At 66.0% G+C, this 12,141-nt stretch carries 14 protein-coding genes, 2 tRNA genes and 1 pseudogene; 10 read left to right on the top strand and 7 right to left on the bottom strand.

The window, feature by feature from the left end:
- Positions 1-34: 34 nt before the first annotated feature.
- The 9 genes from IE231_RS04285 (at position 35) to IE231_RS04245 (ending at position 5,673) form a co-directional block, all read left to right on the top strand.
- Positions 35-1,399, top strand: coding sequence for a glutamate-5-semialdehyde dehydrogenase (locus IE231_RS04285; RefSeq protein WP_189692719.1), 1,365 nt, complete (start codon positions 35-37; stop codon positions 1,397-1,399).
- Between the two features lie 90 nt (positions 1,400-1,489).
- Positions 1,490-1,732 (top strand): hypothetical protein, encoded by a 243-nt coding sequence (locus IE231_RS04280; protein WP_189692718.1) that lies wholly within the window; start codon positions 1,490-1,492, stop codon positions 1,730-1,732.
- A 62-nt stretch (positions 1,733-1,794) separates the two neighbouring features.
- Entirely contained in the window at positions 1,795-2,436 is a 642-nt protein-coding gene (gene nadD / locus IE231_RS04275; protein ID WP_229866520.1) for a nicotinate-nucleotide adenylyltransferase, read from the top strand.
- Positions 2,437-2,443: 7 nt separating this feature from the next.
- Positions 2,444-3,736 (top strand): hypothetical protein, encoded by a 1,293-nt coding sequence (locus IE231_RS04270; RefSeq protein WP_189692717.1) that lies wholly within the window; start codon positions 2,444-2,446, stop codon positions 3,734-3,736.
- A 79-nt stretch (positions 3,737-3,815) separates the two neighbouring features.
- Positions 3,816-4,208, top strand: a complete 393-nt coding sequence (gene rsfS / locus IE231_RS04265; RefSeq protein WP_189692716.1) for a ribosome silencing factor — start codon at positions 3,816-3,818, stop codon at positions 4,206-4,208.
- Positions 4,209-4,213: 5 nt separating this feature from the next.
- Positions 4,214-4,879, top strand: a complete 666-nt coding sequence (locus IE231_RS04260; protein WP_189692715.1) for a histidine phosphatase family protein — start codon at positions 4,214-4,216, stop codon at positions 4,877-4,879.
- Positions 4,880-5,009: 130 nt separating this feature from the next.
- Positions 5,010-5,082 (top strand) — tRNA-Ala (locus tag IE231_RS04255).
- A 1-nt stretch (position 5,083) separates the two neighbouring features.
- Positions 5,084-5,156, top strand: a tRNA-Ala gene (locus IE231_RS04250).
- Positions 5,157-5,343: 187 nt separating this feature from the next.
- On the top strand, positions 5,344-5,673 hold the full coding sequence (locus tag IE231_RS04245; protein WP_189692714.1) for a hypothetical protein: 330 nt from the start codon (positions 5,344-5,346) through the stop codon (positions 5,671-5,673).
- A 348-nt stretch (positions 5,674-6,021) separates the two neighbouring features.
- Here the strand turns inward: IE231_RS04245 and IE231_RS18535 are convergent.
- Positions 6,022-6,888: pseudogene (locus IE231_RS18535) on the bottom strand (recombinase family protein); the annotation flags it as partial.
- Between the two features lie 55 nt (positions 6,889-6,943).
- Between IE231_RS18535 and IE231_RS04230 the strand changes: the two are divergent.
- Positions 6,944-7,282 (top strand): hypothetical protein, encoded by a 339-nt coding sequence (locus IE231_RS04230; RefSeq protein WP_189692713.1) that lies wholly within the window; start codon positions 6,944-6,946, stop codon positions 7,280-7,282.
- A 2-nt stretch (positions 7,283-7,284) separates the two neighbouring features.
- Here IE231_RS04230 and IE231_RS04225 read toward each other — a convergent pair whose 3' ends face one another.
- The 6 genes from IE231_RS04225 to IE231_RS04200 all read right to left on the bottom strand — a co-directional run bounded on the left by IE231_RS04225 (position 7,285) and on the right by IE231_RS04200 (position 12,012).
- Positions 7,285-8,982: a site-specific integrase gene (locus IE231_RS04225; protein WP_189692712.1), complete on the bottom strand. Its 1,698-nt coding sequence runs from the start codon at positions 8,980-8,982 to the stop codon at positions 7,285-7,287.
- Entirely contained in the window at positions 8,975-9,655 is a 681-nt protein-coding gene (locus IE231_RS04220) for a helix-turn-helix domain-containing protein (RefSeq protein ID WP_189692711.1), read from the bottom strand. The genes IE231_RS04225 and IE231_RS04220 overlap by 8 nt, the downstream gene beginning before the upstream one ends.
- A 139-nt stretch (positions 9,656-9,794) precedes the next feature.
- Positions 9,795-10,187, bottom strand: coding sequence for a helix-turn-helix domain-containing protein (locus IE231_RS04215; RefSeq protein ID WP_189692710.1), 393 nt, complete (start codon positions 10,185-10,187; stop codon positions 9,795-9,797).
- A gap of 131 nt (positions 10,188-10,318) precedes the next feature.
- The gene (locus tag IE231_RS04210) at positions 10,319-10,828 is read right to left on the bottom strand and encodes a hypothetical protein (RefSeq protein ID WP_189692709.1); all 510 of its coding nucleotides are present in this window, start codon (positions 10,826-10,828) and stop codon (positions 10,319-10,321) included.
- A complete protein-coding gene (locus tag IE231_RS04205) occupies positions 10,825-11,163 on the bottom strand; it encodes a hypothetical protein (protein ID WP_189692708.1) in 339 nt (112 codons plus the stop codon). Before IE231_RS04205 ends, IE231_RS04210 begins: the two co-directional genes overlap by 4 nt.
- A 45-nt stretch (positions 11,164-11,208) precedes the next feature.
- Complete coding sequence (locus IE231_RS04200) at positions 11,209-12,012, bottom strand: replication-relaxation family protein (RefSeq protein ID WP_189692707.1); 804 nt, start codon at positions 12,010-12,012, stop codon at positions 11,209-11,211.
- Positions 12,013-12,141 lie beyond the last annotated feature (129 nt).

Below are 12,141 nucleotides of genomic sequence, written 5' to 3'. Positions count from 1 at the left end.
CGGCCGATCGCGCCGACCTCGGTAGACTTGAGGCATGACTGAGACCGCGCGCGCCGCTGCGCCTGACACCGAAACCGCCGAGCACTCCGCTGCCGCCGAGCAGGCCCCTGGGGCCTCCGCGCAGCCGCCGCTCGCACCGGTGGAGGTCGAGGCGGCGGTCCACGCGATCGGCGACCGGGCCCGTGCGGCCTCCCGGGTCATGGCCCGCGCCAACCGGGCGTGGAAGGACCGCGCCCTGCGGGCCATCGGGGACGCCCTGAAGGCCAAGGAGTCCCAGATCCTCGCCGCGAACGCAAAGGACCTCGAGGCCGGTCGCGCCAACGGGACCTCCGCGGCGCTCCTGGACCGGCTTGCCCTCACTCCGGCACGCATCGACGGCCTCGTCGCTGCTCTCGAGACGCTCGCCGGTCTGCCCGACCCCGTTGGCAGCGTGGTCCGCGGCCAGACGCTCCCCAACGGGCTCCGCGTGCGCCAGGTCCGCGTCCCCATGGGCGTCGTGGCTGCCATCTACGAGGCGCGTCCGAACGTCACGGTGGACATTGCCGGGCTCGCGCTCAAGAGCGGCAACGCGGTGATCCTCCGGGGCGGGAGCGCCGCGGCGCACACGAACGCAGCACTCGTCGACATCCTCCGGGACACGCTGGACTCCGTCGGCCTGCCTGCCGACGCGGTGCAGAGCGTCGACGCGTACGGTCGCGAGGGAGGCGCAGTCCTCATGAAGGCCCGCGGCCGCGTCGACGTCCTGATTCCGCGCGGCGGCCGCGAGCTCATCCAGAGCGTCGTGCTCGAGTCGACCGTGCCCGTCATCGAGACCGGTGAGGGCAATGTGCACATCTTCGTCGACGCGAGCGCGGACGAGGAGATGGCCGTCGACATCCTCGTCAACGCCAAGACCCAGCGCCCGAGCGTCTGCAACACCGTCGAGACCGTCCTCGTGCACCGTGACTCCACGGTGCTTCCCGCCGTCGCGCGGGCCCTCGCCGAGCGCGGCGTGCGACTCCACGTGGACGGCCGCACCATGGCTGCGCTGCCCGAGGGGGTGCGCGCCGAGGAGGCCACAGACGCCGACTGGGCCACCGAGTACATGGACCTCGAGCTCGCCGTGGCGACCGTCGAGGGGCTTGACGAGGCCATGGCACACATCCGTCGCTGGTCCACCGGCCACACGGAGGCGATCATCACCAACGACCTCGCCAATGCCGAGCGCTTCATCGCCGAGGTCGACTCCGCAGCCGTGATGGTCAACGCCTCCACGCGCTTCACCGACGGCGGCGAGCTCGGGCTCGGTGCCGAGGTCGGGATCTCCACCCAGAAGCTGCACGCGCGCGGTCCCATGGGCCTCGCGGAGCTGACCACCACGAAGTGGATCGTGCAGGGCGAGGGACAGGTCCGGCCCTGATCCGCCGGGGTAGGATGAGATCCAGCCGCGGCGCTGCATCCGCAGCGCGCCATTTAGCTACGACGTGAGCTACGACTTGAAGGGGAGACCATGCTGGCAACGCTGATCAGCACCGCAGTCAACATCGCCGGGGAGGTCGCTGGCCACGAGGAGCCTGCGCCGCTCATCGCCCCGCCGTTCGTGATCGGCGGCACGATCTTCGCGATCTTCCTCGTGCTCATGTTCGTGACGGTCTCGTACACGAACCTCGGGCGCCGTCACGAGGCCGTGGACGAGCACGCCGACCCGCACCGGCAGCACCCGAACAAGCACGACCGCGGCCAGGGCCACTGAGTCCTTTCGCCGTGGGCCCGGCACAGCAGCGCGAGAGCGGACAGCGAGTCCGCCTCGGCGTCATGGGCGGGACCTTCGATCCGATCCACCACGGCCACCTCGTCGCCGCGAGCGAGGTGGCCTCGAAGTTCAACCTCGACGAGGTCGTCTTCGTGCCCACCGGGGAGCCGTGGCAGAAGTCGAAGCGCAAGGTCAGCGCTCCCGAGCATCGATATCTCATGACCGTCATCGCGACGGCATCGAACCCACGCTTCACCGTGAGCAGGGTGGACATCGAGCGGCCCGGGCCCACGTACACGATCGACACCCTGCGGGACCTGAGGCGCCTGCGGCCGGAGGCCGACCTCTACTTCATCACGGGCGCCGACGCGATGGCGCAGATCGTCTCGTGGAAGGATGTTGACGAGCTCTGGGAGCTCGCCCACTTCGTCGGGGTGACGCGGCCCGGCCACGAGCTGCACAACCTCGGGCGCAAGGACGTGAGCCTGCTCGAGGTGCCGGCCATGGCGATCTCCTCGACCGACTGCAGGGCGCGGGTCGCTGTGTCCGAGCCCGTCTGGTACCTCGTCCCGGACGGCGTGGTGCAGTACATCGCGAAGTACGGCCTCTACCGCGGGGGCGGCACGCAGGATGGAGCCGAGGACGGCAGCAGGCACAAGGACGAGCACGGAGAGGCAGGGAGCGCAGCGGAAGCTGTGCGATGAGCCAAGGATGAGCAACGAGGAGAAGCCGATCACGAGCCGGCGCGAGCGTCGCCTCGCGCAAGCTGCACTCGGCTCCGCCGACCAGGTGCGGCTGACGCCGGAGCAGGCTGCAGCGGAGGCGCGCGGACGCGCCGAGGCGGAGGCTGCCGCCGAGCGGGAACGCGCCGCGGCGGAGGCTGCCGCCGACCGGGAACGCGCCGCGGCGCGTGTCGCGGACCGCGGTGCGGCCGAGGAGGCAGCGCGCAGGGCGGGATCGTCGTCGTCCTCTGCGGCTGCGGCCGCGAGCGCGTCTGCGCCGCTCCGTTCCCGCCGCGCCCAGCAGGCCGCTGAGCCCGACCAGTCACCCGGGGAGCGCAGCTCCCAGGCACGGGCACGGGACAGGGCGGCCCAGCGCGTGCTGCGCGAACTGGCCGAGAAGGAGCAGGCCGCGCAGAGCGCGCAGCAGGCGTTCCCCACGCGTCGCTCCATCCGGGAGCGCGAGACCGGCAAGATCCCCGCGGTGGACACCCCGCCTCCCGGCACCGGGGGGACCGAAGGCGGTGCTGCTCCGCGGGCCGTCCCTGCAAGCGGCGCTCCGTCGCGTTCCCCGCGGGACGCCGGCCCGCGGCCCGGGCCGCACCCGATCCCCGGCATTGACCCGGCACCTCCCACTGCGATGCAGGGCATCATCCCGACCGGTCTCACGGTCACGCCCGCACTGGGTCCCGAGACAGGCTCCTTCCGCCGGCTCAGCCACGAGCAGATCGCCGCGGCCCGCGAGCTGCTCAAGGAGCAGGCCAAGAACCAGGCAGCCATGATCGATTCGCAGCGCGGGGGCAACGGCACGGATGTCGATCCTGCCGTGCTCGCGGAGCAGGTCGCGATGGCGGAGCGGGCGGCGATCCTCAACCGGCGCGCGCAGGCGAAGCAGAAGCTCGCCGAGGAGTCCCGGAGGGAGGCCGCCGCTCCGGCGCGCAAGGCGCCCGCACCGGCCGCAACGGACAACCTCGCCATGGTCACCCCGCTCGAGTTCGTGCACCTCCCGGGCGTTCCCCACCCGGTGATGAAGCCGCCCACCACGACCCACGTTCCCGTCGTGACCGGCAAGACGGTGCGGCAGGCGCCCCGCAGCACCCGGTCGGAGCCGCAGGAAGCAGCCCCGGTCTCCGCACGCACCGCCCACGGCCTCGAGCCGCTGAACGCGTCCCAGACAGGCGCCGGGCGCGCGGAGCGGGAGCGCATGATCCTGCTCGGCGTCGGAGCCGTGGGCGTCGTGGCCCTCATCGTGGCCATCATCATGATCGTGCTGTCCGGCAGATAGCCGACCGGCAGCGCCGAGGCCGGGCGCCCCGCCCGGTGCACGGCACAGACCGGCAACCCCAAGCCTCCCAAGGAGAAGAGTGAGCGCAACAGAGACAGCCATCGAGCTGGCCCGGACGGCGGCGAAGGCCGCCGCGGACAAGCTGGCTGAGAACATCGTGGCTGTGGACGTCAGTGAACGCCTGGCCATCACCGACATCTTCGTCATCGCATCCGCGGACACCGAACGCCAGGTCAATGCCGTGGTCGACAACATCGAGGACGAGCTCATCATGCAGCTGGACCGCCGACCCGTGCGCCGCGAGGGCCGCTCCGAGGGCCGCTGGGTGCTCCTGGACTTCGGGGACGTCGTGGTGCACGTCATGCACAGCGAGGACCGCGCCTTCTACGCGCTCGAGCGGCTCTGGAAGGACTGCCCTGCCGTGGATCTCGGCCTCGACGGCGCGGGGGCCGCGGCCTCCGCCGCGGGCTGAGGCCCGTGGAGGCCGGCTCCCGCCGTCGCATCGTCTTCTGGCGCCACGGCCGCACCGACTGGAATGCCGCCGGCAGGTTCCAAGGGCAGACCGACATCCCCCTGAACAAGGAGGGTCACCGCCAGGCAGTGCAGGCCGCCCGAAGGCTCGCCTCGCTCGGGCCCAGCGCCATCGTCTCCTCAGACCTCGCGCGGACGCGCTCGACGGCGGAGGCGCTCGCCTCAGTCACGGGCTTGCCCGTGGCCATCGACCCCGATCTCCGTGAGACCAATGCGGGGCAGTGGCAGGGGCACACGTTCGATGCGATCCGCACCATGGACCCCCACGGCCTCCACTTGTGGGAGGAGGGGGACGTGCACACAGCCGCGGGCGGGGCTGAGACGCGCCTGGACGTCGCGGCACGCTTCCACCGCGGGGTGGACCGCGCCCTCGGTGCGGTCCCTGCGGACGGCACCCTCGTCGTCGTGAGCCACGGCGGCGCGATCCGTGTGGGCCTCGCACACCTCCTCGGCCTCCCGCACACGCTGTGGGGCGCCCTCTCGGGGCTGTCGAACTGCTCGTGGTCCATCCTCGAGGAGCGCCGGCCGGCCGCCGATGGCACGCTGCGCTGGCGGCTCGGCGAGCACAACGCGGGCACGCTGCCCGCCCCCGTGGCAGTCGTCGAGGGGTGACGAACGGCCTCCTGCGCAGCGGTCCGCGCGATTTGTGCGGACGCGTTGCGAGGCTCTAAGATGGTCGAGTTGCTCCGGACGGGGTGAAGGGATCTTCGGGTCCTCTCCACAGCGTGCGGAAACGACTTCCGGGGCTGTGGCGCAGCTGGTAGCGCACCTGCATGGCATGCAGGGGGTCAGGGGTTCGAGTCCCCTCAGCTCCACGGGGGTATGGCGCAGTTGGTAGCGCGTCTGCATGGCATGCAGAAGGTCAGGGGTTCGAATCCCCTTACCTCCACCCAATAGGGCTTATTCGAAAAGTCGAAGCAGTCTTCGACATCGGATAGCCCGGAATAGCGAAGAGAGCCGTCCTGCGGGGCGGCTCTCTTCGTGTCTGTGGTTGTCGTCGCTTTTGGCACTGGTTTGTCAGGATCGCGAAGTCCGCTGGCGATCAGCTCCTGGTGACGATGGAGGTCGAGCAGTAGTTGGAATGGCTCCTCGAGCAGGTGGCCAGAGACGTTGTCCTCGTCGAGGTAGATGTGGGTGAAGAGCGCGAGGTTGAGTTCTCTGCGTTGGTCGTCACTGCATCGTCGGTAGAGCCAGTAGGGATCGCGGAGGAGGTCGAGGCAGGCTTCGACGAGCTCGGCGCCAGCACTGAGGTCGTCGGTGGTCGTCTCGAGGCGGGAGCGGACTTTCGCGCGCTGGTCGGCGATGTCCATCAGCTTCGCTCGGATCTGATCCTTTCCAAGGACACCATCGGCTGCGAGGTCGATCAGGTTGGATTCCTGTCGGGCCAGCGTCTCGAGCTGTTCTGAGAGCTGGTCGTTCAGTAGTCTGGTCGCCCCATTCGCGTCGTCGACCACACTCCGGATCTGGGCCTTGACCTGGGTGACGAACGCCTCACTGAGCCCGACGGCGCTGTAGTGGCGCTCGACGGCATCCTCGACCCGGTGTGTCGGTAGGTGCCGCATCCGGCAGACATGGCGCTTGGTGCCGGTGCAGAAGAAGTACCCGTAGGTCTGGCCGGACTTGGCGGTGCACAGCTGGAGCACCATGCGGTTGGTTTCGCCTCGTCGAGCGCACTGGCCGCAGAAGATGCTGCCCTTGAGGTAGTGGTGGTGCTTGCGCTTGCGGACGCCGTTGCCTGAACGGGAGGCGATCACGCGCTGCACCGCATCAAACGTCTCGCGATCGATCAGGGCCGGATGCCGTCCCTCGTAGTGCTCGCCATGGAACGTCACGTAGCCGAGATAATAGGGGTCCTTGAGCATGCGATGGAACTTGGTGACACTGATCGGCTGGGACGCGCGTCTGGGTGTCCGTCGGCTCCGCAGACCGCGGGCTTCCATCTCGTCAGCGAGTTCTTCGATGGTGTACTCGCCGCTTGCGTATAGCTCGAAGGCAAGTCGGACCAGGTCGGCGCGTTCCTCATCGATCGTGACTGCCCGAACCTCGCGGCCGTCGACCCGGTCGATCGTGTTGAGGTAGCCGAGCGGCGCCATGTTGACCGTGCCGCCCTTTCTTGCCTTCTGGCCCATCTTGTAGGCAATGTCTGCGCCGTCCTCGCGGGAGCGGTACTCGTTGAAGGCTGCCAGGATGCCATGCATGAGCTGACCCACGGGCGTGTCGTCGATGGACTCTGTGGCGGATATGAGCGTGACGCCGCGCTTGCGCAGGTCAGCCATTACGATGGCATCGTCGTAGCGGTTCCTTGCCATGCGGGAGAGCTTGTAGACGATGACGTACTCGATGTCCTTGTCGTTGCGGATTCGCTGGAGCATCTGCTGGAATTCCACCCGGCCGACCATCGTCGTGGCAGATTTGCCAGCCTCGACGTACTCGCCAACTATCGTCAGTCCGAGCTGCTCGGCCTTGCGCTGGCAGGCCACGCGCTGGGCCGGAATCGAGATGCCTTCCGGGTCGTAGTCGGTGTTGACCTGGCCCGCCGAGGAGACACGGAGGTAGAGGACCGCGCGTTTTTGTTCGGGCACTGTCTCGGGCGGTGATAAGAGATCGAGGTCTAGTGACATGATGCCTCCTTTTCGTGCTTTATAGTTCTGTGAGAATTGTTTATACTAGGGATATATGGAAGAACGATTCGATAGATTAGAACAGCAGATCGGAAGTGTTGCAGGGCAACTTGCAACACTAGCGCAGCAGGTCTCAAAAGGCTTTGAGGGCCAGCAGCGTCAGATAAACGAACTAAAAGATGATGTCTCAGGGCTAAAGATGGCGCTTGAACGCAAAGTCGATACAGATGTGTTTCTCGAGCACCTCGACGGCATTCGTGAGTTCCTTGAGGATGAGCGCCTCGAGCGCACAGCTGGGGCAGCGAAGCTTGACCGTCACGAGGCGTGGATCGAGGTGGCAAGCCCCAAGCTCGGGGTGAGCTACCCCATTGACGGGCCATCGCTGGCTGCGTAGGCCTATCCATCGATGCCTCCTATCTCCTTGTCGTGTTGTCGGCTTTGGTGTGACGGTCGGAGCGACCGCTGTGTGCCGATGTGAATTCGCGAGCTTGATCTGACATTGCGTGTGCGATGGGTATACTCACGCGGTGGGCGCCAGCCAGCAGGCTCTGGACGGAAGGCTGCGTTGAATTGACGTCTGAGCCGCGTCGTGTCGTCTGGCCACCAGAACCGGCACCAGTTGACGTGGCCGACCTCGGGGACGCACCAGCGCGCGCAGTAGATCCGCCACTGCAGGCGATCTTGACGGATAGTTTTGACGGCAACCGCTGCTAACTCGTAGCTAATCAGGCTGCGTCGTGCTGCCAAATAAACGGGGGTCGCGGCGCCGGTGATGCGTGAAATCATCAGCCTCTTAAGCAGGGTGTCGAGGGTTCGAGCCCCTCCTGGCCCTCCACGCAAATCCGCCGATTCGACCCCCGTTGATCGGCGGTTTTGCGTGGTTTGCAAGTCTTCAGATTCGATGTCTTGGCTATCGTTTGACGGATAGTTTTGACGGCAACGGCTACCGTCAGCCTCCACCAGCGACTGCCCGATGCTGTCGAGCGCGGTCGTTTGGCCGGCCTCGTCGGCGTGCTGGTAGATCTGCTGTGTTGTCGTGATGTGGGCGTGGCCCAGGATCAGTTGGACGTCACGCGCGGGCAAGCCCTGGTTCTTCATGAACGTCGCTGCGCCGTGCCGCAGGTGGTGAAGCGTGTTATCGGGCAGCGCCGCCATAGCGGCGAGTCTTTTGAACTTGATATAGAAAGTCTTGGGATCGACCGGGCCGCCCGTCTCGGCGGTGAACACGAGCCGGGCGTCGCGGGGCGTCTGAGGCCGCTTGTGGGCCGCGTCGGGCACGATTCCGGCCGTGAGCGCCCTATTGGCGAAGTAGGCCTGTGCAGGCCCGGTGAGCGGCAGCTGGCGCCGCCCGGCGCTCGTCTTGAGCGGTCCAAGCTCGAGCACACCGTTGACGCGCTGCAGTTGGCGTTCGACATGGATGGAGTTCTCGGCGAAGTCGAAGTCGCCCCATTGAAGGCCAAGCGCCTCGCCGCGCCTCAGGCCATACATGGCCATGAGCAGGTAGGCGCCGTACCACGGCGACCGCTCAGCTGTCTCTAGAAATGCCTTGGTCTGGTCGGCGTCCCATGGCGTGATGGTCTTTCGTTCCCATCGGGGGAGGTCGACGGCTGTGGCGGGGTTGTCGTGGATCAGACCCTGCCGGATGGCGTCGTTGAGGGCTGCGCGGAGTACCTGGCGGCTCTGCTGGATGACGCGTGCTGAGCGGCCAGTGTCGTGCATATCGTCGAACATTGCTTGGACCTGGGCTCGCCTGAGGTCGGTCAGGGCAGTGGTAGCGAGGAAGGGTTTGAGGTGGAGCCGGATGATGCCCTCATAGAGCTCGACCGTACGGGGCCGGTTGCGACGGCTGACACGCTCCACGAGCCAGTGGTCGAGGAACGCGCCGGTCTGCCAGCGCTTCTCGGCAAGCGGCCGGCCTTTCAGGTCGTCGGCGATCCTTTCGGTGAGCAGACGCCTGGCGGTATCACGTTCGCGGTGGACAACGCGGTAGCGCTTTACCTTGCCGGATGTCGTCTTCTGGAAGCTCGATGCTTCCCAGCGCCCGTCCTTACGCTGGTAGATCGAACCGTCACCATTGGCCGCGCGCTTAGCCATGGTGGCCTCCAGCGTCTTGCAGGGTCGAGAGGTAGCGCTCGAGCTCTTCCGCGGCGAACAGGGTCCGGGTCCGGATGTGAATGGGCCGAAGCGCCTTGCTCTTGATCAGCTCGTAGACCGTCCACCGGCTGATCCGGAGGCGCGAGCACACCTCAGTGACCGTGAGGAGACCGCCAGGCGTCGGGTCCGTCACCGGTTCGCTCGTGTCCAGGCGAGCAGCAGCCAGTTGGCGCTGGATCGTGTCGAGTGGTGCCTTGAATCGGGCCGCAAGCTCACCGGGCGAAAGTGCCATGCATTCGGCAGACTCTATGAGCTCCTCAGGCGCGAGGACCTCGTCGGCAAAGCGGTCTGCCATTGCATCACGAACAGCCGCGGTGGTTGCCCGCGTTCCCTCGTAGAGGGAATCGGCAACAGGGTCGTCGATGATGTGCTTGAGGATGTGCAGGGTCATGAAGCGTTGAACTGGCTCCTCGATGTCGGTGTTGATCGCGATGTGCCAGCTCTCGCCTTGCACCGAGTGCTCGATCGTCCGGTAGCCAGTGGCGGGAACCGGCATGTCGGTCTCGTGGCGGAAGTTGAGACTCGATATGGCTGAGAGCGCGGCCAGGTCGAAGCGCTCGGCGTCCTGCGGCTGCCACTTTCGAAGGAGAGCCGCTTGCTGTCGCGCGGCCATGAGAAGTGCATGGTGGCCGCGCCGTTTAGGTTGGATGGCGCGGAGCGCCTCGAGTGTGTGGGAAGAAGCGAGTGGGGCGGCTGTGGTTCCTGTGTTGGCTAGTGGCATTCCATCGCTCCCTTCTCCTCCGCTGCGGCTCTTAGCGCAGGTCCAAGTCCTGCGGATCGATAGTCGGCCCGTCGAGATCGATCCGATGCTGGTCGATGAGCCTTTGTAGGTATGCATCGGCGTCCGCGCTGGCTTCGACCGGGAGGGCCGAGAGCTTCGCCCAGATCGGTCGGGTGGCGGCGTCGAGGTCGAATGGCGTCTGGAAACCTGCCACTGTCAGCAGGTCGAAGAACGGCACCTCCAGCGCTGTTGCGAGGGAGCGCAATGTCTCGACCCTCGGGTTGCGCAGCTGGCAGTTCTCGAGGCGGCTGAACGTCGCCATATCCATCCCGGCCTTGCGAGCCAATCCTCGGACACTCAGTTTCAGGTACTTTCGCCGTCGGGCGAGGTATTCGGCTAGTTCTATTTGATGTAGATCGTCCATTTTGCTTCTCCGTTCGTGTCCACATTTTACCGTGTTCGAGCGTGAAAAGCATCAATTGTTGACAATTCCGCAACCTATTTTTATTCGCAACGGGGGTTTCGCTACCAAACAGGGACATGGAAGCGGGGAGGTTATTTGTTGAAAGCATAGAGGAGCGCTCCGTCGGGCACGATGTCCCAGACTTCCCTGATCCGGGATTTGAGCAGGTCGCGGTCGATCCTTACGAACTCTTCCATCCCGTATTGTGCGGCGAAGCCGCGAAGGGCTGCCTCCCAGTCGTGCACCACGAGCCACCGGTCGACGATCTCGTCCCAGCTGTCGAATTCACCGGCGTAGGACTCGAGGAACACCTCTTCAAGGTTTGGGTCGGTTGCCAGGATGTCCGGCAGTTTCATGAACGCGGCGAAGGGCCTGCCATGCTTCTGGAACAGGTCGCTTGCGCGGGCCAACGCCGTCTGGATTTCTTCCGCAGGTGTCTCGGCTTGGACCTTGAGGTACAGACCTTGGCGCGGATCGCGGACGAAGGTGGCTGAGAAGCCGTCTTCGTCGTGCTGGATGTCAGACAACCCCGGTCGTTGGTCAGCGTCCGTTTCGGGTTGGATGTCTCCCGGTACGTTTTCATTGCCTAGTTCGTGGTTCATCTGACACCCCTCCTTTCTGCGGAGGCCAGCTCCTCGCGGGCGATCCGTGCTTGTAGGTACTGGTCCAAGAGATCGCGCCAGTCGCGCAGCTCGACGGGTACATAGCCGTGCTGGAGTTCAGTGACTGCGAGTGTGGGCCGCAGCTTGCCGGTTGCGGCGAAGCGGCAGAGCTGTGAGTCGATTCCTGAGTGAAGCGCGGCGGCAAGGACCCGGGCGACCGATGTGGACACTTGCTTTCCGGTGAGTTTGGCGAGTCGGACGCGCGTGTCGAGCCGCCGGATCCGCAGGGCATTGCGCGGGGACGCGCTGATAGTTGTTTCGATGTACTGAATCATGAGACCTCCTTTCGTTTTCTGATGAGCGCAGCGGGCTAAGCACCCTTACGGTGGTGCACCGCCCGCCAGGATGAGGGCCATGAAGTCCTCGCTAGTGGTCGTGCGGAACAGCTCGGGCGAGAGCCTGGAGTCCGCTGCCACGACGCGCGCGATGGCGTCGCGGCGTTCGATGCTTGATGTCACCCAGACGATCGCCGGGAAGACTCCGTGCTCGGCCTGATGCGTTCCCGAGGCCGCATATCGCTGGTAGATGCTGGCCTTGCGGAGAATGGCTTTGAGGCTTTCAGTTGCGCGGTCGGCCTCGACGAACCAACTGTCCTCGAAGTCGCCGGAGACTGTCCTGAGGAAGAGGTCTGGTCGGAGGTGCACGGTCGCGCCGTGGGGGCCTGCGAACGTGCGCCAGCAGGTCGGCTCGGTTTCGAGCGCGATGACCTCAGTGTGCTGTTCTTCCTGTGCTTCGTGCAGCTGGACGGCCAACTCCGCGACGGCCAGGGTGTGGGCGGCAAAGGTCAGCGTCGGTTCCACGAAGCGACGACGTTTGGTGAGGCCCCGCTCGGTACGGACGAGGGTCTCCCCGCCGCTCGCGAGGTAGTAGATAAGGCCGGCCGATCCACGTTGCACGCCGCCCACGCGGCCCTTCACCTTGATAATCAGCCGGAGGCTTTCGAGCCGAGACATAACCCGGGTGGTAGCCCTCAGTGCTGCTGTCGCTGTGGTGTGGCCGGTCGCGAAGAAGAGGCGTCGAATCTGATCGGTCGAGAGGATGCGGTATTCGTAGAGGGCCGCGAGGATGGCCCGATCTCGTTCCGCTAGACGACTTTGGAGCTGGCGCAGCTCACGGGCATTCATGGCTGGACCCCCTGCACGGGCATGATAGGGAGAAGATGGCCCAAAGGGGCATCAGTCTCTTCCGCCATGGGGTCAGGCTGCCCGGGAACGCGGCCACCTTTGGGTGCTGTGGGCACTTCGGCACGATGG

It is taken from the genome of Sinomonas cellulolyticus (genome assembly GCF_014656475.1).
In the GTDB taxonomy this organism is placed as follows: domain Bacteria; phylum Actinomycetota; class Actinomycetes; order Actinomycetales; family Micrococcaceae; genus Sinomonas; species Sinomonas cellulolyticus.
The sequence above is the reverse complement of the archived record's forward strand: the minus strand, read 5'-3'. Positions and strand labels throughout refer to the sequence as shown.

What these genes read in the sequence shown, in the direction of transcription:
- IE231_RS04285 (WP_189692719.1), top strand. Translation starts at nt 35, where the DNA reads ATGACTGAGACCGCGCGCGCCGCTGCGCCTGACACCGAAACCGCCGAG.
- IE231_RS04280 (WP_189692718.1), top strand. Translation starts at nt 1,490, where the DNA reads ATGCTGGCAACGCTGATCAGCACCGCAGTCAACATCGCCGGGGAGGTC.
- nadD (WP_229866520.1), top strand. Translation starts at nt 1,795, where the DNA reads ATGGGCGGGACCTTCGATCCGATCCACCACGGCCACCTCGTCGCCGCG.
- IE231_RS04270 (WP_189692717.1), top strand. Translation starts at nt 2,444, where the DNA reads ATGAGCAACGAGGAGAAGCCGATCACGAGCCGGCGCGAGCGTCGCCTC.
- IE231_RS04230 (WP_189692713.1), top strand. Translation starts at nt 6,944, where the DNA reads ATGGAAGAACGATTCGATAGATTAGAACAGCAGATCGGAAGTGTTGCA.
- IE231_RS04225 (WP_189692712.1), bottom strand. Translation starts at nt 8,982, where the DNA reads ATGGCTAAGCGCGCGGCCAATGGTGACGGTTCGATCTACCAGCGTAAG.
- IE231_RS04220 (WP_189692711.1), bottom strand. Translation starts at nt 9,655, where the DNA reads ATGGCCGCGCGACAGCAAGCGGCTCTCCTTCGAAAGTGGCAGCCGCAG.
- IE231_RS04215 (WP_189692710.1), bottom strand. Translation starts at nt 10,187, where the DNA reads ATGGACGATCTACATCAAATAGAACTAGCCGAATACCTCGCCCGACGG.
- IE231_RS04210 (WP_189692709.1), bottom strand. Translation starts at nt 10,828, where the DNA reads ATGAACCACGAACTAGGCAATGAAAACGTACCGGGAGACATCCAACCC.
- IE231_RS04205 (WP_189692708.1), bottom strand. Translation starts at nt 11,163, where the DNA reads ATGATTCAGTACATCGAAACAACTATCAGCGCGTCCCCGCGCAATGCC.
- IE231_RS04200 (WP_189692707.1), bottom strand. Translation starts at nt 12,012, where the DNA reads ATGAATGCCCGTGAGCTGCGCCAGCTCCAAAGTCGTCTAGCGGAACGA.